Origin of the sequence: Paenibacillus sp. FSL R7-0302 (assembly GCF_038006885.1) — a bacterium.
Taxonomy (GTDB): domain Bacteria; phylum Bacillota; class Bacilli; order Paenibacillales; family Paenibacillaceae; genus Paenibacillus_AQ.
Window position 1 is genome coordinate 1,491,390 of record NZ_JBBOWB010000001.1, and the last position, 20,863, is coordinate 1,512,252.

Annotated in this window: 12 protein-coding genes; 4 read left to right on the forward strand and 8 right to left on the reverse strand. The window is 52.0% G+C overall.

The genetic code is table 11. The annotated features are described in order from the left end of the window. Window positions 1-54 precede the first annotated feature (54 nt). The 4 genes from MKY96_RS06295 to MKY96_RS06310 all read right to left on the reverse strand — a co-directional run bounded on the left by MKY96_RS06295 (window position 55) and on the right by MKY96_RS06310 (window position 5,824). The gene (locus MKY96_RS06295) at window positions 55-1,050 is read right to left on the reverse strand and encodes a LacI family DNA-binding transcriptional regulator (RefSeq protein ID WP_340939248.1); all 996 of its coding nucleotides are present in this window, start codon (window positions 1,048-1,050) and stop codon (window positions 55-57) included. A gap of 717 nt (window positions 1,051-1,767) precedes the next feature. Next, entirely contained in the window at window positions 1,768-2,295 is a 528-nt protein-coding gene (locus tag MKY96_RS06300; RefSeq protein ID WP_340939250.1) for a phosphotransferase-like protein, read from the reverse strand. 27 nt (window positions 2,296-2,322) lie between these two features. After that, complete coding sequence (locus MKY96_RS06305; protein ID WP_340939252.1) at window positions 2,323-3,945, reverse strand: response regulator transcription factor; 1,623 nt, start codon at window positions 3,943-3,945, stop codon at window positions 2,323-2,325. Window positions 3,946-4,045: 100 nt separating this feature from the next. After that, the gene (locus MKY96_RS06310; protein WP_340939255.1) at window positions 4,046-5,824 is read right to left on the reverse strand and encodes a sensor histidine kinase; all 1,779 of its coding nucleotides are present in this window, start codon (window positions 5,822-5,824) and stop codon (window positions 4,046-4,048) included. Between the two features lie 280 nt (window positions 5,825-6,104). Between MKY96_RS06310 and MKY96_RS06315 the strand changes: the two genes are divergently transcribed. The 4 genes from MKY96_RS06315 to MKY96_RS06330 all read left to right on the forward strand — a co-directional run bounded on the left by MKY96_RS06315 (window position 6,105) and on the right by MKY96_RS06330 (window position 15,474). Continuing rightward, entirely contained in the window at window positions 6,105-7,448 is a 1,344-nt protein-coding gene (locus MKY96_RS06315) for an ABC transporter substrate-binding protein (protein ID WP_340939257.1), read from the forward strand. A gap of 146 nt (window positions 7,449-7,594) precedes the next feature. Next, on the forward strand, window positions 7,595-8,533 hold the full coding sequence (locus MKY96_RS06320; protein WP_340939259.1) for a carbohydrate ABC transporter permease: 939 nt from the start codon (window positions 7,595-7,597) through the stop codon (window positions 8,531-8,533). 15 nt (window positions 8,534-8,548) lie between these two features. Then, complete coding sequence (locus MKY96_RS06325) at window positions 8,549-9,388, forward strand: carbohydrate ABC transporter permease (protein ID WP_051493958.1); 840 nt, start codon at window positions 8,549-8,551, stop codon at window positions 9,386-9,388. A gap of 485 nt (window positions 9,389-9,873) precedes the next feature. Then, entirely contained in the window at window positions 9,874-15,474 is a 5,601-nt protein-coding gene (locus MKY96_RS06330; RefSeq protein ID WP_340939262.1) for an S-layer homology domain-containing protein, read from the forward strand. Between the two features lie 206 nt (window positions 15,475-15,680). Here MKY96_RS06330 and MKY96_RS06335 read toward each other — a convergent pair whose 3' ends face one another. From MKY96_RS06335 to MKY96_RS06350, 4 genes are all read right to left on the reverse strand, one after another. Then, a complete protein-coding gene (locus MKY96_RS06335; RefSeq protein ID WP_340939264.1) occupies window positions 15,681-16,823 on the reverse strand; it encodes a YncE family protein in 1,143 nt (380 codons plus the stop codon). 26 nt (window positions 16,824-16,849) lie between these two features. Continuing rightward, window positions 16,850-17,788, reverse strand: a complete 939-nt coding sequence (locus MKY96_RS06340) for a YncE family protein (RefSeq protein ID WP_340939266.1) — start codon at window positions 17,786-17,788, stop codon at window positions 16,850-16,852. Between the two features lie 330 nt (window positions 17,789-18,118). Next, complete coding sequence (locus MKY96_RS06345) at window positions 18,119-19,261, reverse strand: YncE family protein (protein ID WP_340939268.1); 1,143 nt, start codon at window positions 19,259-19,261, stop codon at window positions 18,119-18,121. A 233-nt stretch (window positions 19,262-19,494) separates the two neighbouring features. Continuing rightward, on the reverse strand, window positions 19,495-20,664 hold the full coding sequence (locus MKY96_RS06350; protein ID WP_340939270.1) for a YncE family protein: 1,170 nt from the start codon (window positions 20,662-20,664) through the stop codon (window positions 19,495-19,497). Between the last annotated feature and the right edge of the window lie 199 nt (window positions 20,665-20,863).

The window sequence follows — 20,863 nt, forward strand, 5'->3', positions numbered from 1 at the left end:
CCTTGGGTATTGGAATAGAGCAATCATTACTTGCTGTGTGCTACCTTACTACGGCTAATCTCTGGTCCCGCCGCTGGTCTCGCGGACAATCAGCTTCGTGCCGATCATCGAATGCGAAGGGGCTTCGCGTCCTTCGAACCGCTCGGCGAGCAGCTGAACCGCAGCTTTGCCCATCTGCTCGGGATAGGCGCGGACCGTTGTCAGCGGAGGCTGAACATAGGCTGCCATCTCGATATCATCGAAGCCGACGACAGCCATCCCGGCAGGCACCTGTATCCCGTGATCATGCAGGGCGCGCAGAGCGCCGACCGCCAGCGGATCACTGGCGGCGAAGCAGGCCGTAGGCCGCCTTACGCCTGCCAGCAGCTCGCTCATCATCCGGTAGCCGTCAGCGCTGGTCCAGCTTCCGGTGCGGATCAGCGCCGGATCATAGCAGCCCTGGCTCTGCATAATCCGGGTGTAATGATGCCTGCGGCGCTCCTCCCCGCTGCCGCCTCCGATGAAGGCGATATCGCGGTGGCCCAGCTCCAGCAGATGGCCCAGCGCCTGATCGACAGCCTGCCGGAAATGTGTCCGCACGGAGTCATATTCCGTGCGCTCCGAGTAATGGTCGACAAGCACCGTGGTGCCCCGGTCCGGGTGCAGCTTCGCAAGCTCTCCCGGCTGGAAGCTTCCGCCGACTACGATAAGCCCGTCACCCGCAGGCCGGAGCGGGACTGGCGTGCTGTGTCCGCGCAGCGTCTGGCCCAGCCGGATGCCCAGCTCTTCACAGCGCAGCTCCACGCCGCGCCGGATGGAGCCGTAATAAGGGTCGTCCCGTTCCTCTTCGGGGGAACACCAGAGCAGAAGCGAGACGGTCTTGCTGCCCAGCTCATTCTCCCGCTTCAGCTGCCGCACCCGTGAGGGCTTGTAGCCCAGCTGCCCGGCCACAGCGAATACGCGGCTGCGTGTCTCCTCACTGACAGCCAGGGACAGGTCGTTATTTAGCACTCTGGATACGGTTGCGGCTGATACGCCTGCCTCCCGGGCGATGTCTTTAATCGTTGCCAAGCTGATCACGCCTTTTTAGTTAATAAATTTACTAAACATTCGCCTTAATCCTATCATCCGCCGAAGGTTCTTTCAAGAGTATTTTTTGAGCGCTTACATTTAGAAGGGGGTTGAAGGGCAGCATGGTTCCATTGGTTTCGTACACACAAGGAATCCGCTGCATCATTTCAAGTCCGCCACATTGTTCAAGCCTGCTGCAGCATAGTTCAAGCCTACCGCCGCATCATCAAGCTTGCCGCCACATCATCAAGCCTGCTACCGCATCACCAAGCCTGCCATCGCATCAACATCGCGCTTCCCCGAGGACTGTGCGGACTGACAGGCCGTTATTTGTATGCATACCGCGATCCTACCGGGCTAAGCGGACTCAGTGGCCGCTAATGAACCACATTCCCCTCGTTTCCAGCGTTACAAGACAACATAAGCGCCCCTGAGTCCGCGAAACTCGCAAAAGTCCGTTTTTTCACACAATAGCGTCCTCTGAGTCCGCCAAATGCAAAACAACCCAAAGAGGAGCTTTAACCAAGGTTAATCGCCACCGATTGGGTGGAATCCTTACGCGCATAGCAGGCTTTGCTTGGTTGCCCAGCTCTTGCTCCTTCGGGAAAGGTTGCCGCAGCCCATCATCCAGTTTGTACGCAGCAAAAAAAGGCTACCTATATCGGCAGCCTCAGCCTCGTCCATTTTTTTTAAGCAAATAACGTCATCTCATCCCTATCATTCTCCGGTACGCTTACCGAACAAATGTCCCACAATCAGATCCGCACACGCTTCAGAGGTGTTCTCATGCGTATTCACCTTGAAGCTATATCCGATGTCACGGGCCATCAGCCTGTGCTGCTCTTCGGACTGGTCTTCGCTCCGGTGCTCCCGGGCCAGATTGCGCTGGCGGCAAATGTCCAGGGGGCAAAATACTTCCACAATGGATAGCGGGTATCCGGGGAAGATATCCTTCACCTTCTCGTAATGAGGCGTGAGGCCCGGCCGCTCCACCAGGATGCCGTCAATCAGCACATGCTTGCCATGATCCGAGAATAATTTGGCGGTATGGTACATCATGATAATCGCTTCACTAAGATACTTCCAGTAATCTTCACGCAGGTAACGTTCCCCGATCGTTTCTTCGAACAGATCATTGGCTACCACATAAAAAAACTCCGGCGATCTCGATTGTATCGCATCGACTATTGAGGTTTTGCCGGAGCTGGTCACTCCGTTTAGAAATACGATTTGTCCTTTGTTCATTTGACTTTTCTTCCTTTCGTCCTTCGTTTAATTCCCTCCCGCATTCCCTTCAATTTGCTGCATATAATCCCGGGGAGAGAGCCCGGTGACCTTCTTGAACACCTTGCTGAAATAGAAGGCGCTCTCATAGCCGAGCTTCTGGGAGATTTCGTAGATCCGGCCTTCGCCGCGGACCATCATTTCCTTGGCGGCGGTGATTTTAGTCTCTGTGATATACTCAACATAGTTCACCCCGGCGACCTTGGAGAACAGGTGGCTCAGATAGTTGGGGCTGAAGTTGAACACATCCGCCACCTGATGGAGCGAGAGCTTGGTGCCGAGATTTCTTTTGATATACTCCTGGACATTCTTCACCACCTGCTCCTTATAGCTCTGTCTGCGGGTGGCGAGCATCCGGACACAGCCGTCACGGAACTGGACGAGCCAGCCGGTAATCTCTTCAATGGTATGCATCTGGTAGATCGCCCGGTAGCCCTCCGGCTCCTGCTCGAAGATCTGCTCCACCATGTTCTCCCCGTCCGCGAGCAGGGAGGTCGCCATGTACAGAATGTTGCAGGCGGCATCGGTGGCGGGAACGAGCAGGTCATCCCGTCCGTCGAAGGTCTCGATCATCCGGGAGATAATGCTGTGCAAGGCGCGGGTATCCATCTCTTCAAAAGCTCTGCGGATCTCAAGCCGCGACTCCGAGAAATCAAACAGCAGCTGCTCCTGCAGCGGGGCTTCGCCCTCCGTGAAGAAGACGAAGGAGCGCTCCTTCACAGCGGCGGGCAGCGCCTTCCGGGCAGCGAGATAGCTCCCCTGCAGCAGATAAGGATCTTCCGCTGCGAAGCCAATCGCCCCGATAATGGTCACATTGAAGTAATTATGCAGCACGGAAGCCATATCTGCCAGCAAAATCTGGATGTCTGGCATCCAGAGCTGCGGGTCGGGACCCGGTACAGGCAGGGTCAGCGCGAAGTTGCGCAGATCCAGGCTGGTGACGTAGCAGGCGCTTCTGGAGGCCAGCGTATCCTTTGCCATCTGCACGGTGCTTGAGCATAAGGCCACCAGCTTATCCCCGCGCGGCGGGATGGTGTCCGGTCCGAGAATGCGGCAGGTACATACCAGATAAGCCGGCGCGGAGAGGCCCACCTCCAGGTCCTCCTTTTGCAGCAGATACTGGTTCTTGTTCTCGAACAGTTTGTTGAACAGCCGGATGAAGAATTTATCCCGCTGGGCCTGGAGATTGCCACGGTGGACCAGCTTCGGATAGCTCTCCATCGTCTGATAGGCTTCGAGTGTGGAAATCGCTCTGCGGATCGATTCCGCCAGCGCCTCCGGGGTCAGCTCCAGCTTCACCAGGTAGTCGGTAGCCTGGACCTCGATCGCTCCGCGCGCATACTGGAATTCCTCATAGCTGGTCAGCATGATGAACAGCGGAAGCCGCCCGTACTTGCGGCGGACCGAGCCGGCGACCTCCAGGCCGCTTTTGATCGGCATTTTGATATCACTGATTACAATGTCCGGGCGGAGGGTGTCAATCATCTCCTCCTCCTGTGCGCCGTTATGGGCGATGCCGACAATCTCAATGTTATATTGCTCCCATTTCAGCATGGACTGAAGTCCGATGCAGACCAGGGCTTCATCATCTGCGATTAATAATTTGATCAAGCTCATCACATCCTTGCTCGGTATGCTATTGTTTTGGGGTCCCCGCAAAGTACCTGAGTACTCATCGAAGCTAAGGCCTCACTTTGTGGGGGATTCTTAGCTATTCTCTCTGCCGGAAGGGGAGCAGCAGCTTCATTAAGGTATAGCGGCCGGGCTCGCTCTCAATGGACAAGCCGTACTCTCTGCCAAAAGCGAGCTGCAGCCGTTCGTTCACACTGCGCAGCCCGATATTCTCCAGCATGCCCTTGGCCTCGTCCCCGGGAACGGTTAGAATAGTGGCAATCTGCTCCGCCGTCATCCCGACCCCGTTGTCCTCGATCGTGATGAGCAGATCCGTGAATCCGCTCTTCGTGACCCGGACAACAATGTCGCCCCGGCCCTTGGGCTCGATGCCGTGGAAAATCGCATTCTCCACCAGGGGCTGGAGTGTGAAGCGCGGGATAAGCCCGCCAAGCAGCGCTTCCTCTTCAATCTCTGTGACCATGGTAACCGTGCTGCCATAGCGGTATTTCTGAATCAGGAAATAATCCTCCAGCAGGCTCAGCTCATCCTTCAGCGGCATCAGCCGCCGGTTGTCCTTGGCAATGCTGCGGAGCAGCCGGGACAGGGAGGTCGTCATCTCCGCAATGCCGGTGGCGTTCTGGATCGTAGCCATCCATTTGATCGAATTCAGGGTATTGTAGAGGAAGTGCGGATTAATCTGATTCTGGAGCATCCGGTATTCCAGCTCCTGCTTCTGCTTCTCGTCCGCGAGCCGGCTGTCCATGAGGGCTAAGATATCCTGGGACAGGCGGTTAATGCCCCGGCCGACATCGCCCAGCTCGCTGTTCCATTCAATATTACGGTCGAGCAGGAAGTTGCCCTGGGCGATCTTATCCATGCGCTTCTTCAGCTTCTCGACCGGCAGGCTGATCGTGCGGGTCAAATACAGCGTAATGATCGCGCTTAAGACAAGCACGAGCAGACAGACGCCGAGCAGGACGAGAATCCATATATTGCTCCGGGGCGCGAACTGGTCGCTGGATAAGGTCTGCGAGAGCATGACACCGCTGCGTACCGGATACGATACCACGATATGGCTTTCCCCATCATCCTGCATTTTCACCATGGACAGCTCGGTATCGGGGCCGACAGGCTTGTCACTGGTATAGGCTACCGGCTCGTACGGCTCTTCAATGGCTCTGACCTGATCTCCGTTAAGCTGATAATGATGATCGCCGAGCGTAAGCAGCAGCCGGGAGTGCTCCGGCAGGGCATAGCCCTTCAGCTTGTCCGTAATGACGGAGGTATTCGCGAGCAGGTAGACGGTGCCCACCCGGGTAGCCCCCCGGCCATAGATCGGGAACACGAAGGGAATTCCGTAGGAATTGGAGAGCGGGTCCTTAATGACCCGGTTCCATTGCTCTTCGGCATCATTCGCCAGACCGGTCACTTGACCAATATTATGGATCGTAAGCGGAATGGAGGTGCCGAAATTCTCCACCTGCAGGAACTTTCCGCTGTTATCTGTGGCAATCAGGCGGCGTACATAGCTGTAGGAACGGTTAATACGCACATCGTCCTGCATCGCATTGAAGACATTCAGCGCCTGCTTGGGGCTGGCCTCCGCCGAACCGAAATATTCGGTAAGCAGGGTGTTCGTGGACGAGTTGGTGCTGCTGGTCATCGCCAGCGTAGTTAGATTAATCAGATCCTGTTCGATAATATGGGAGACGAGCTGGAGGTTGAATTCCGTCGCCTGGATCGTCGTTTTGCGCTGGTAATACGTAATCAGTTCGTAGCTGAACCAGGACAGCAGCGAGGCAATCAGCAGCGCAAAGGCGGTCATGAGCAGAATAATGCGGCTTTTAATAGTAGATTTACGTACCGTGGTGAACACTCCTTCATCTATAACTGGACCTATTTAAAGCGTTTTCAACTACCATAGCATATTCCTGCGTTTCATTATAGAGCTAGGGGGAGAAGCGGAGAATTTTACAGGTTTCGGATAAGAAATTACAGGTTCGGGCAGGCCGTGCGGAGAAGAGCACAGAATAGTGAAGGAACTGTGTTTGATTTTGCATCCCCATCGGGTCTGAAAAGGCTTACAATTTGAACTAAGGCCGGATCAACAGGTGCCGGCCGCTGCACCATCATAAGAAGATAAAGGGGATACTTACATGAACTTGAAAAGATTCTACGGCATGACCCTTGCCACCGCGCTCTCCGTGAGCATGCTGGCCGGATGCTCCGGCAATAACAACAATAAAGAGGCTGCTGCCACGAACGCACCTGCTTCAAGCAACGCTGCAACCGCTTCCTCTGAACCGAGCCAGGAGCCGGTAACACTGAAATGGGCGCTGTGGGACTGGGAAGCGACTGCCTACTACAAACCGCTGATCGATGCCTACAAGGCTGCACATCCGAACGTAACCATTGAATACGTGGATCTGGGCTCCACCGACTATATGACCATGCTGAGCACACAGCTCTCGGGCGGGGCGGATCTGGATGTTCTGACGATCAAGGACATTCCGGGCTACTCGAACCTGGTGAAGCAGAATCACCTGGAGCCGCTGAAGACCTACATGGGTGACAAGTCCATCGATCCTTCGGTATACGGCGGTACGGTTGAGCAGATTGAAGTGAACGGCGAGGTGTATGCGCTTCCGTTCCGCAGTGACTTCTGGCTGATCTACTACAACAAAGCCTTGTTCGACAAAGCAGGCGTGGATTATCCGACCAATGATATGACCTTCGACCAATATGATGAGCTGGCCCGCAAGATGACCTCCGGCAGCGGCTCGGAAAAAGTATACGGCGCCCATTACCATACTTGGCGCAGCGCAGTGCAACTGTTCGGTATTCTGGACGGCAAGAACACCGTGGTCGGCGGCAACTATGACTTCCTGAAGCCTACCTATGAGCGGATTCTGAAAGAGCAGGAAGACGGTATTGTTATGGATTACGCTACACTGAAGACTTCCAGTACGCATTACTCCGGCGTATTCTATAACAACTCTGTAGCGATGATGAACATGGGCAGCTGGTTCATTGCCACCCAGATCGAGAAGGTGAAGAGCGGGGAATCCCAGTCTACAGAGTGGGGCATCGTGAAGTATCCTCATCCTGAAGGCGTTGAAGCCGGAACGACACTCGGAACGATTACTTCCCTGGCCGTGAACCAGAAGTCGAAGCATAAGGAAGCTGCCCTTGATTTCATGAACTTCGTAACTGGTGCGGAAGGCGCCAAGGTTATTGCTTCCACCGGTACGATTCCTGCGATCAAGAATGATGAAGTTATCAATTCCATCACCTCCATCGACGGCTTCCCGGCGGATGAGAACAGCAAGGCTGCACTGAATACCGTTCAGACCTACCTGGAAATGCCGATTCATGAGAAGAGTGCGGACATTGAGGTGATTCTGAATGAAGCGCATGACAACATCATGACCAAGAACGCTACGATTGACGAAGGCTTGAAGGATATGAATGACCGTGTAGGCCAGCTTTTGAACAATTAAGGTGAACATGTAATGTTAGTGTCCTGAAGGAAGGGCGGGCGAAGACCCGCCTTCCAGATACAGATATAGGACAGCAGAGAAGCTGATTAGGCTTCGGAGTAATTCCCACTTTACGGGGATGTTATATAAGGTTTGGAGGAGAACGAATGCAGAACGAAACCATATTGCGTACAAATAAGAGCCCAAAAAGCCGGTTGTCGCGCGGACTCCGGGATAACCTGGTCGCGTACAGCTTTATTGCGCCGAACTTTATCGGATTTGCCCTGTTCACCCTGGTACCGATGATTTTTGCCTTTATTCTGGCCTTTGTGAAATGGGACGGGGCCAATCCGATGAAGTTCATCGGGCTGGACAACTTTTCCCGGCTGATCTCGGATACTACCTTCCACAAAGCCTTGTGGAACACGATTGTCTACACCGTCGGCGTCGTGCCGCTGACCATGATCGTAGCGCTGGCCCTGGCGATTCTGCTCAATCAGAAGATTATGGGCCGTAATTTCATGAGAACGGTCTTCTTCTTCCCTTACGTGGCTTCGCTGGTAGCGGTTGCGGCGGTATGGAACTTCATCTTCAGCCCGACCATGGGTCCGGTGAACAACATCCTGCACTTGATTACCGGCATTCCGCTGGAGGAGCTGCCCCGCTGGGCGGCGGATAAGCAGTGGGCGATGTTTACGGTAGTGCTTTTCACAGTATGGAAAAATATGGGCTATTACATGGTCATCTATCTGGCCGGTCTCCAGGGGATTAACCCGGAGCTGTATGAAGCGGCTGAGCTGGACGGCGCAGGTCCGTGGAGAAGATTCCGCAACGTGACTGTGCCGCAGCTGGCACCAACCACCTTCTTTGTCCTGATGATTCTGGTCATCAACTCGTTCAAGGTCTACGATATCTTCATCAACCTGTTCGCGGGCGCGGATAACCAGCTCAACAATGCTACACGGGTCATGGTCTATCAGATCTACAACACGGCGTTCCGCTCGCTGGATTACGGATATGCCAGTGCCATGGCGATTGTACTGTTCCTGCTGGTACTCGGCATCACCATCGTCCAGTTCCGCGGCGAGAAGAAATACGGACAATAGGGGGATCTATAAGATATGGTTGGTAAAAGTAAAGGACTTAAAATCAGCTTAATGGTGCTTGTATATGCCCTGTTAATTCTGACCGTGCTGGCAATGCTGGTGCCGTATATCTGGATGCTGTCGTCATCGCTCAAGCTGAACAAAGATGTCTTCTCCTTCCCGATGCAGTGGATTCCGGCGAATCCGCGCTGGGAGAATTTCCAGGATATATGGACCCGGATTCCACTCGGACGCTTCATCTACAATACAGCGAAATTATCCATTATCGTTACGATCCTGCAGCTGCTGACTTCCAGCTTTGCGGCATATGCCTTCTCCAAGCTGCATTTCAGAGGCAAAAATGTGATCTTCCTGGGGTACATCGCGACAATCGCGATTCCTTGGCAGGCCTATATGGTGCCGCAGTTCATTCTGATGCGCTATATGGGACTGAACAATACCCACCTGGCAATCATTTTGCTGCAAGCCTTCTCGGCCTTCGGTGTGTTCATGATGCGCCAGTTCTATCAGGGGGTGCCGGATGAATTATGTGAAGCGGCCCGGATTGACGGACTCAGCGAATACGGCATTTGGGCAAGAATCATGCTTCCGCTGTCCAAGCCCGCGCTCTCTACGCTGACCATCTTCACCTTCGTCGCCACCTGGAATGACTTCCTCGGGCCAATGATCTATCTGACGGACACGAAGCTCAAGACCATTCAGATCGGTCTGCGGATGTTCATCTCACAGTACTCTGCGGAGTATGGCCTGATTATGGCGGCGAGTGTGGTTTCGATCATTCCGGTAGTGATTGTATTCCTGGCTCTTCAGAAGTATTTTGTGCAAGGCGTTGCTGCTTCGGGGATTAAGGGGTAGTGGAGTCAGATTTTAACTATATAAGACGCACTTAAGTTTTGAACTTGAAGCTGCATCGTCGCTGCGGTGAACATTTGGACTTCCGGCCGCTGTTGTCACCAGATTTCTTGATTTAAACCGCTGTTCGCGGGTGAAATCCGGTGACTGCTGATGCTTCCGAAGCGAGCTTTCCTGCGGAAAGCTTTCAGGCGGTCGCTACCGCTCCTACAGTTCCAAATTTCCCCTCCGCTTCTTTTGCTTTTTGTTAATTTCTTTAGTGCTTCTTATGCAGTGTAAACCACTTGCAGGTAATAAAAATATCCTATCCAGTCCCAATCGAGGGTTGAGGTGAGTAGAGTATCCGCCTGGCAGTTGCAGCTTGTCGCAGTCTGCCAGGTATTTGTATATCCCCATTGTGAATTTAGACGAAGGTCTGTCCAAGTCAATCAATCTTCTAACGACATGTTGAATGCGCTTACTTAAGGGAGAAAGAGGAGGATTAATGAATGAACAGAAAGAACCGCGTGAAGAAAAGGCTATTCTCCGTGCTGATGTCCGCTACACTCGTGGCTGGGATGTTCCCTGCACTAGGGTTGCCTGTAGCTTCTGCCAGCGAGACTGATGCTTCTGCGATCAGAGTCCAGCTGGACGGCAAGGACATCAAGGACGGCAATGTGAACGGGCTGACCTTCAAAGGCTTCGGCGTACTGAGCGGCAACAGTACCAGCGCCCTGCTGATGGACTATAAGTCCGAGCAGCCGGAGGCGTATGCGCAAATGCTGAAGCTCCTGTTCGGCGGCGACCGCCCGCTGATCGACCATGTCAAGATCGAGATGGGCAATGACCGCAACAACTCTACCGGTCCCGACCCTGCGACGATGCGCACGGAGGATGAAGCAGCCAATGTAGCCCGGCACCCCGGCTTCCAGCTTGCGGCTGATGCTAAGGCCATTAATCCGGCAGTGAAGGTCAGCTTCCTGCGCTGGAATGCTCCGGCCTGGGCGAACAGCAATGATAAAATCTATACCTGGTACAAAAACACCATTCTGGCCGCATACCGTGAATACGGGTATATGGTGGATTATGTGAATCCTCATATTAATGAACATGCGCCGGATTTGGCCTGGACGAAGCAGTATGGCGAGAGGGTCAAAGCGGATACTACCGGGTTTGAAGGCGAGCAGGAAAAGGAGCTGTACCACAGTATTAAGCTGGTCATTTCCGATGAAGTCGGCATCGGCTCCTTCGGCGATGCGCTGGTGAATGACTTGTCCCTGCGCGAAGCTGTAGCCGCTGCCGGGTATCATTACAACACCGATGACGACAGCAAAGGAAATTTCAAGCGGCTGGCGGATGAATTCGACAAGGAGATCTGGAATAGTGAAGCACAGGCCACGTTCAGTAACTCGGCCTTCCGTCCCCACAATAATATGAAGGACCCATCTAAGCCCGGCACGGGGATCGGCGGCACCGGCGGACCGCTGGAGATGGGCAATACCATTATTAAGGGCTTTGTGAATTCACGCCGGACGCATTTCATCTATCAGCCGGCAATTGGTTCCTTCTATGAAGGCGGGCAGTATTCGTTCAAGGAGCTGCTCAGCGCCCGTGACCCGTGGTCGGGCTTCATTCATTATGATGCGGGACTGCTGGTTCTGAAGCATTTTAATGGGTTCGCCAAGACCGGCTGGGAGAACGAAGACAATACGGCAGGAATCTGGCGAGCTGTTCCCCAGGCGAGCTACACCGGAGCAACCGGCACGAACCCGGTAAGCGGGCGCAACGGAACTCCGAGCTATATGACACTGGCTTCACCTGACAAGCAGGATTTCTCGACGGTGATTATCAATGACAGCGAGGCTGAGAAGATCTACAAGCTTCAGGCTATCAACATGGCCTATACCGGCAATCCATCCCTGGAAATGTGGGAGACGCGTGCGGCGGAGACAGGTCAGGCTTTTAACAGCAATTATATGAAAGATCTTGGGGATGTGCATGCAGACGGCAGCGGTGTGTATACCATCCGTGTGAAGCCGTTCTCCATTGTCACGGTTACCACGCTGGATAACCGCAATAAGGAAGGATTCAGCACACCGCTTCCGGTGGAGGGCGACCGCACCGTGCTTGATACAGATGCTACCGGGTCCGTGCAGAATACAGAGGATCAGACGCTGTACGCCGATGACTTCAATTATGGCGACCGGAGTGTTCCCGTGATCGGAGAGGGCGGGCAGATTACTGGCATGCAGAGCTATGTCAGCTCGCGCGGCGGCCCGTATAGTGTCATGCCGCGTTATACGCAGGACCTCAACGGAGCGTTCGAGGGCTATCTGGTCGATGGCACGGATAACTATGTCCTGCGGCAGCAGCTGGACCAGACGACCACCGGGGTAGGCGGCGCCTGGAATGGCGGCGACCCGGTTACTGCAATCGGGGATTACCGCTGGACCAATTACAAGGCGAGTGCCGATGTATCTTTTGAACAGAATAGCACGTATGGAGGGAACAATTACGCAGCGGTTGGAGCCAGATACCAAGGCGGGCCGCAGACGATTAACGGCACCCCTTATGCGCTCAAGTTCTGGTTCGATGGCGGCTGGCAGCTGCTGTCCAGCGGGACCGTTGTGGCCAGCGGCAACGCAGCTACCGGCTCCGGCGGTGTGAAGATTTCGGGTTTCAACACGGCACATGACACGTGGCATAACCTTGCCATTCAGGTGGCCGGTGATACGGTGACTGCTTATTTGGATCAGGTTGAGCTTGCCTCCTACACCGATACGAATCCGAAGCTCTCCGGGCGCGTGCAGCTCGCCAGCGGCTTCTATCATGTGCGCTTCGATAATCTGAAGGTTGAGAGAGTAGATGGTTATACCCCTTACTATGCCGAGCAGCTGGATAATCTGGAGATGACGGATCTGGCTGAGGTCCCAGGGACCAAGCTGGTCTATGAAGGCGGCTGGGCCCATGAGAATGGCAAAGGCATGTATGTCTATCAGCGTTCCCTCTCTACCAGCCAAGGGGCCGGTGCGGTGCTGAAGTATACTTTTACCGGTACGGGCCTTGATATTCTGGGGCCGAATGACGGCTCTGCCAAGCTGGAAGCTGTGGTAGACGGCGAGACTCTGGTAGTCTCGGGCGCTGCGGGCGTTGCGAAGGAGCTATACCAGACCTTCACGCTCCGCGGGCTGAAATATGGTAAGCATACCGTTCAGATCAAGGTGCTGAGCGGAACCCTGGCCGTGGATTCCGTGGCAGTCATTGGCGGGGAAGGCGCAGGCAGCGCGGATACAGCGGAGCTTAAGCAGGCGGTGGATACTGCGCTTGTGGTCAGCAGGGAAGACGGCTATCCAGAGAAGGATTGGGAGTTATTCATGAATGCCCTGGATACAGCCCAGGCAGCACTGAATGATCCGGTTCTCTACCGGCTGGACCAGGAAGGGGCAATGCAGCTTGCGGAACGTCTGTCTTCCTCTCTGAATCTGCTGCTGCTCGGAGATGTGAGAGAGCTGGCGTCCATTCCAGACAGGGCCACCTATGCAGGGCAACTGCCGGAGCTTCCAGCCAAAGTTGAGGCCACGCTCGCAGACGGCACGACCATACAGGTAGCTGTGAAGTGGAATCTCGATACGCTTAACTTCAATACTCCATATGAACGGGTAGCGGTCACTGGCACCTATGGAAGCCTGAAGACTATTACCTATGTGGAAGTGGTTCCTGAGGGGCTGGTGTACTTCCTGGACATGGGTGTTGCCGGGGATGGCGACACTCCGCCTTATTCAGCGGTCAAGGGTCTTGCAGGCGACAGTCTGCTGAATCAGAAGGCGGACCAACTGTCCACAGGGGATTCAGTATGGGGACATACGAATACGGGCGGTAACTACAGTGTCAAAGGGCTGGGCGGTGATGTAGTTACCACCAATAAAGCCCAGACCGGAGTGTATAGCTCGAATACGAAGAATACGCCGCTGGTCTACAACCTGCCTCTGAGTGCAGGTAAATATACGGTTACTTCCTACCATCTCGACTGGTGGAACAACCTGAACCGGACGATGGATATTACAATCAGCTATCCTGATGCCGAGGGAGAGATTGTGACCGAGACGGTAAAGACCGGACTGGTTGCTGGTCTGGGCGGAGTGAAGGTTCAACATGATTTCACGCTGCCGGTCAGCGGTACGGTGAAATATTCGGTGAACAATACGTTCAGCCAGGCTTCGCTGATCAGCTATCTGGCTGTGGCGAAGGATTTGGCCAGCGCGGCCAATGAACAGGCTGTCCTTGAAGCGAAGAGTATAATTGAAGGCGCGGCTTACAGCGTCAAGAAGGCGCAAGCGAATAGTGAAGAAGCTGTACGGAACTGGCTGGCGCAGACCATTAGCGGGTTGCCGGGCTTAAGCGACACCGGGGTTACAATGGGTGACATTACCTTGTCTGCATTCCAGGAAGCCACGGAGGATACTGACGGCAGCTTCACCTTCACAGTAACGCTGAGCAAGGGGGAAGCGAGAGCAGACAGCTCGGCCAGTGGAACGATCACGCTACCGGAACCGGATACGGTACCGCCGGTTATTACCCTGACAGGCGAGGCGACAGTCAATCTGCCGGTCGGAGCGGAATACACCGATGCGGGAGCTACCGCTTATGACGATCAGGACGGAGATATCACAGAACGCATTGAGACCACCGTAACCAGTGATGTCTACAGCTTGACCGAACTGGATACGGCGCAAGCAGGGGAATATATCTTCCATTATAATGTCAGCGATACAGCCGGCAACGCAGCCGTAGAAGTGACAAGAACGGTGACGGTAAGCGAAGAGGAGCTGCCGCCGGTGGAGCAGCCAACCCCGACGCCAACACCAGCTCCTGAACCGTCAGCCACATCGGCTCCAACGAATGAGCCGGTATGGATACCGGCACCGACTGCAACACCAACACCGAAACCGGCTGTAACGCCTTCCCCGTCCCCGTCTCCACAGACGGAGAAGGTGCTTCATCAGGATGATTTCACGGCTCCGGCAGACGGAATCGTAACCATTCAGCTTACGGACGCTACGGAATCCGTGCTGCTTCCGGCAGGAGTCACAAGCATGACAGGCGCGAACACCCTGCGTCTTGCCTGGAATACAATTGCTGTTGATCTGGGCCCGGAAGCTTTGAAGAGTATCCTGAATACTGTTGTTGCAGGTGGAGGTCAAGCCGATGGAGTTGCCATCAGGCTATCTGCGGTGAAGACAGACGCTGACAGCCTACAACAGCGGATGAATAATCCGGCAGTCAACGGGTCTGTCCGGTTAACAGCGGCGAGCGAGGTCATCAGCTTCAGCCTGGAGGTTGTTACTGCGGACGGAAGCACCGTACCGGTGACGGCTTTTGCCAAGCCGCTGACGGTGACCTTCGCAGTAGATTCTAAGGCGAACCGCGATTTGCTTGGCGTCTACCATATCGCTGCCAGCGGAGCAGTGGAATATGTGGGCGGTAAGCTGGTAGATAGTAATCGAAAGTTTACTGCTGATGTGCAGCATTTCAGCCATTACGCCGTACTGGAGTACGATAAGAGCTTCACCGATGTCAGCAGCGGCCACTGGGCAAGCTCTGTCATTAAGTCCATGGCTGCGAAGCATATTATTGAAGGGATTTCCAGCAGCGAGTTCCAGCCGCAAGGGGAAGTTACAAGGGCGCAATTCGCCGCGATGATTACACGTGCGCTTGGACTTAAGCCGGCAAGCCCGTCCACATCGGCCTTCACGGATGTGGATGCCAAGTCCTGGTACGCCGAAGCCGTGGCGGCTGTGAATGAAGCGGGCATCGTGCTCGGACGCAGTGAGGATGCCTTCGCTCCTAATGAACGCATTACCCGCGAGGAAATCGCGGTCATGATCGTCCGTGCTTATGAACACTTGAAGGGAAGCAAGAGCAGCAGTGAATCGGCAGCCAGCTCGTTCAATGATTATTCCCGGATTCAGGATTGGGCGAAGAACGCTGCTGTTACTGCTGAACAGGCGGGGCTGATCAGCGGACGCGGCAACCAGCAATTCGCGCCTCAGGAGACCATGACCCGCGCCGAGAGCGCGCAAGTCATCTCCAATCTGCTGGGGCATATGTAAGCAGGCGGATTGGACGGGTTGCTAATGAATTAACGCTGTCCATGCTCCAGAACATTAAAGTCTAACAAAGCAGCGGATCTCCAATAATTGGAGATCTGCTGTATTTTTGTCTTTACTCAGAAAACGATGAGCCATGTGTGGATGACAAAATCGCTATTCTCATTGCCTCAAAGGCAACATCCTGCTGGCTTGTAAAAAGAGCATTGCTAGGATTGATTGCGATAACCGCAAACAATACTTCTGACTTGGTTAGTATCCTTGTTTATAGGACTCATCGGGATTTCGGGCAGGACCCTTGCGGTGTTCAGATCAATCGGACAAATACTATTAATTAATGCCACATAGGCCTTGGTATCCGAGGAAAACGCCAGATCGCCGACATGAGGAAATCTTGCTAGCGGGAAATTAATACCGGTTGAAGTGTAGATTTGCACTGCAGCCAAGGGTGTAGTTGTGGGCTGTATGGTGATGCAAATAAAGCCTTGCATACGCGAATAACGAATTACATCCTGACTTTCAAAGCTGGGGACATCTATAAAATCATCGTAAGTTATGTGCCCTTCTTTATCAACAGCCAGATCTGTAAATCGTTTCAGATATTTTTTTCCTGCGTCCATGGTACAAAGCAACATTTTGTTGTCCAGGTAGACGCCGGAAACCGTATCGTCCAGCAAACTTGACGTAACCGGCTTGCCAATTTTATCATCTGTGTGAACAAGCATACCAGTAGTTCCCAGCGTAATTTGGGTATGCCCATCCGGGTGGACCACTAAGGGGTTGTGAGTTCCGTCAAAGGTAAGCCCCATTTCCTTGCCATACGCATAAGCGCTGTCATCCTTGAGAGAAATAGCGACAACGTAATCTTCACCATCGGCAACCTTACAGGCAACATAGACAAAATTGCTATTCTTATTGCTCGCAAAGGCAAAGGGCTTGCCTGGGCCCACATCCACATCCTTTATAATAGCATTCGTGAGGGTATTAATAATCACAACTGTTTTTTCACCGGAATCGGCTATATAGAGTTTTCCGCCTACTGGAGAAGCGAAGATTGCAACAGGGTCGGAAGCATTTCCTTGGCCAACGTGAAAGCTAGTCGTAACCTTCATTGTTTTTGTATCAACGACAGTAACGGAGCTGCCCAAGCTGCTCAGCACATAAAGCATCCTTTCATCAACATCAATGCACATTGGGCCAGGATCGAAGCCCACTATAATAGTGCGGATCACCTCATCGCTCTCAGGATCTATAAAGGCAAGATACCCGGAAACATTATAATTTACATAGTCAACATAGAGGTAAGAACTACCAGAGGCTGCTGTCTTTGTTTTGGTCATGTCTGTGGTCATGTTTACATCTCCTTTCAAGGGCGTTGCTAGGATTGGTTGCGATAACCGGAGATAATATTCTTGACTTGAACTGGAGTGGTGTCATAGGAACCAAGTGTGATAGCGGGGAGGGCCGTTGCAGTATCCAGATCGATCGGACGAATCCCTTGAAATTCTCCCACATAGGCCTTGGTGTCTGAGAAGAATGCCAGATCGCCGACTGAATCAAGCGAGACGTACCGGGACTGGATAGCGGTTATATTGTAGATTTGCAGACCACCCCTCGGGAAATTAGTTGGCTGTACGGTAATGCCTATATACTTTTGATTGCGGGAAAAACGAATTTTATCCTGCCCTTTGAAGCTGTTAATATCTTTAAAATCATCATAGCTTATTTGTCCGTTCGGACTAACAGTGAGGTCAATAATTCGTTTCAGATAGCTCTTTCCTTCTTGCGAGGTACAAAATAACAATTTGTTATCCAGGTAGACTGCGGATACCGTATTGTCCAGTAAACTTAATGTGGTAGGCTGGCCTTTCACATCATCATCAAAAAAACAAAGGATACCGTTAGTTCCCAACGTGATTTGGGTGTTTCCATCCGGGGAAACAGTCAAGGGGTTGCGGGTCTCATCAAAGGTAAGATTAAATTCGTTGCCATACTGATAGCCAATGTTATCCTCAATGGAAAAGGCGACAATGTAATCGCGTCCATCGGCAACCCTGCAGGCGACATAGACAAAGGAGCTTTTCTCATTGCTCGCAAAGGCGAAAGGCTTACCGGGGCCCATATCCTTTTTTGTTATAACCTTATTCGTTTGGGTATTAATAATCGTTACGGCTCTGTCATTGAAATTGGCTACATAGGCTTTGTGGCCAATGACGGTGACAGTATCTGCGCCGGTATTCACAACGTATAATCTCTTTTCTGTCGGATCCATAGCCATAGGGCCAGCATTGGCTTCTACCGGAATTCGTTTGATCAACCAGTCTTGTATCGGATCAATTACAGCGACATGACCATATAAGGTTGAAATACCCTTTCTTGTGTATGAATCGGATGGACCCGGCGAACCGACAACCAGGGAAAATATGTAATATATTGTCAAAAAACTGCGATTGGATGTCTGTTATAGGGTATGTATGGATTCTCAAGTCAGAACAACTATAACGTCCAGTTTCGTCCACACAACGGGCAGGGGTAACGAAGAAGATAAGAGACTCATGAGGATGAAAAAAGAGCTGCCTACAAGTCAAATTCGACCTTAAGAGACAGCTCCGCCTTAACGGTTAATGGCCTATATAATTGATTACTGCTAGGATTGAGTGCTATAACCAGAAATTAAATTCTTGACAGTGATGTTCTCTCGCCCAATCTGGATAGCGGGTAGAGCTGTGAAAGTTGCCACATCAATCGGACGAACCGTGTTCAGTTCTCCCACATAAGCCTTGGTATCTGAATAAAACGCCAGATCACCGACAACAGGAAGTGTAACTAAATCGCGATAGCCTTCGTTTAAGTCAACGATTTGCACTCCACCTGTATGGAAATCAGTGGGTTGAATGGTAACGCCCATGTAGAGTTGCTTACGTGAAAGACGAATTTTATCCTGCCCTTTGTAACTGGGGAAATCCACAAAACTCTCATAGGTGATGATTCCAAACTTATCTATGGACAGATTTTTAATTCCTTTCAGATAATTTCTGTCTTCGCGCATAGTACAGAATAGTCTTTTGTCGTCCGTGTAGACCCCGGAAACCGTGTTGGCGAGCAAACTTGACGTACTGGATTCCCCAATTGCATCACCGTCAAAATAGGTGAGCATGCCGTTATATCCTAACGTGACTTGGGTGTGCCCGTCCGGATGAACGGCCAAGGGGTTGCTGGTTGGTTCAAAGTTTAGCTCAATATCTTCACCATACGGATGAGCGATATCATCGTCAATGCCAATAGCGACCACTCTATCTCGTGCCAAATCAGCAAACGTGCGTGCAACATAGACATAGGAGCTATTCTTATTGCCCGCAAAGGCGAAAGGGATGCCAATTCCGGGTGGGACCATTTCCACTTGTTTAATAACCTCATTGGTGACGGAGTCAATAATTGTAACGCTCGAATCACCTGAATGGCCTACGTAGATTTTATCGCCTTTAGGAGCAGCGAAGATAGCATTAGGATAGCTCCTGTAGAGCGAATTGCCAATATGAACACTATTCAGAACCTTCAAGGTATTCGTATCGATGATGGTAACTGAATCACTATCAGTATTAACCACGAAAAGCTTTTCCTCTGCGGGGTCCATGCACATGGGTCCAGGCCGGCTGCCCACTCTAATCCTTTTGACTATCGTATCTTGTACAGGATCAATGACAGCGATATATCCATAATTGGAATTTATTTCATAACTTACATAGACATAAGGATGAGCTGCTGATAGATTCCTTCTGCAGTTTGCCATATTCGTATTCACGAATAAAAACCCCTTTCATGTGCTTCTAGCTCATGGACTCGCCGGGCCCGGCAGACGGACAACCGGATGGGCAGGCGCGCCGGATTCTCCCGGATGCCTCATCAGGTTGTCTGCTATATGTTATGTCTGAATGCTCCGGCCCGAATAGTCCTAATGTCCAGTAAGATAGAAAAAAAGCTGCCCGCCAAGTCCAGTTAGACTTGAAGCGACAGCTCAATTTTTTATACTAAATCTACATTCAAGGATTGATTGCTATAACCGCAGATTATATTATTGACGGTGATGCGATCAGTGGAATTGTAGCCAATCAGAAGAGCGGGCAGCGCTGTTGCCGTTCCCACATCAATCGGAACAATCGAGTTCACCTCTCCTACATAAGCCATGCTGTCACCGGCAAACGCTAGATCACCTACATAGGGGAGCGGAACAAACTTTGAACTAGAAGTGTTTACATCGTAGAGTTGCAGACCACCTGTCGGGGAAGTGGTGGGCTTTATGGTGATGCCAATATAATTTTGACTACGTGTAGCACGAATTTTATCTTGGCCCTTGAAGCTGGCGGGTTCTGTAAATTCATCATAGGTAATGTTTCCTTGCCCGTTAAAAAATAGGTTTTTAAATTTTTTCAGATAAGCTCTATCTTCTTGCGATGTGCAAAATAACAAATTGTTGTCCAGGTATACTCCAGATACTGTATTGTCCAGCAGACTTGTAGCTTTGGACTCTAAAATTGCATGAAATGAAGAAACAACCACCATGCCAGTCGGTCCAAATGTGACCAGCCCCGCTCCGTTTGGATAAAAGGTCAAGGGGTTGTGGATCCCGTCAAATTCAAGCTCAATATCATCCCCAACAGGTTGAGCGGTGTTATATTCAACATCAATACCGACAACATTACCTTTATCATTATCTTTAGACTTGCAGGCAACAAAGACAAAGTCGTTATTCATGTTACCGGCAAAGGCGAACGGGTAGCCACTTCCGTCAGGCAATTCCACTTGTGCAATAACCTCGTCCTTGTCAGCGTCAATAATTGTAACGGCCTTGTCACCAGAATGGGCTACATAGACTTTGTTCACGCGAGGAGCAGCGAAGATAGCAACAGGAGCGATTTGAGCGGACGAACTGCTAATGGGAAGGGTTTTGATAACTTTAAAGGAATACGCATCAATGATAGTGACCGAATCCTGGACATTACTCACTACATAAAGCTTATCCTCCTGGTTATTCAAGCACATAGATACGGGCTTTGGGCCCACCATAATCCGTTCAATGATCTTATTTTGTGCAGGATCAACGACAGCAATATAGCCAAAGTAAAGGGAATGTTCATAACTCACAAACACGTAAGGATTAGTACCTGATGATAAATTTCTGCGACGCTTTGCCATATTCGTATTCACGAATAAAAACCCCTTTCATGTGCTGCTGGATAATGGACTCGCCGGGCCCGGCGGACAGACAACCGGATGGGCAGGCGCGCCGGATTCTCCCGGATGCCTCATCAGGTTGTCTGCTATATGTTATGTCTGAATGCTCCGGCCCGAATAGTCCATTTGTCCAACAAAGCCGCAAAAAGGGCAGAGGATA

Excerpts from the sequence above, each read along its gene's own strand:
- MKY96_RS06300 (WP_340939250.1), bottom strand. The coding sequence starts at position 2,295 with ATGAACAAAGGACAAATCGTATTTCTAAACGGAGTGACCAGCTCCGGC.
- MKY96_RS06315 (WP_340939257.1), top strand. The coding sequence starts at position 6,105 with ATGAACTTGAAAAGATTCTACGGCATGACCCTTGCCACCGCGCTCTCC.
- MKY96_RS06320 (WP_340939259.1), top strand. The coding sequence starts at position 7,595 with ATGCAGAACGAAACCATATTGCGTACAAATAAGAGCCCAAAAAGCCGG.
- MKY96_RS06325 (WP_051493958.1), top strand. The coding sequence starts at position 8,549 with ATGGTTGGTAAAAGTAAAGGACTTAAAATCAGCTTAATGGTGCTTGTA.
- MKY96_RS06330 (WP_340939262.1), top strand. The coding sequence starts at position 9,874 with ATGAACAGAAAGAACCGCGTGAAGAAAAGGCTATTCTCCGTGCTGATG.
- MKY96_RS06335 (WP_340939264.1), bottom strand. The coding sequence starts at position 16,823 with ATGACCACAGACATGACCAAAACAAAGACAGCAGCCTCTGGTAGTTCT.
- MKY96_RS06345 (WP_340939268.1), bottom strand. The coding sequence starts at position 19,261 with ATGGCAAACTGCAGAAGGAATCTATCAGCAGCTCATCCTTATGTCTAT.
- MKY96_RS06350 (WP_340939270.1), bottom strand. The coding sequence starts at position 20,664 with ATGGCAAAGCGTCGCAGAAATTTATCATCAGGTACTAATCCTTACGTG.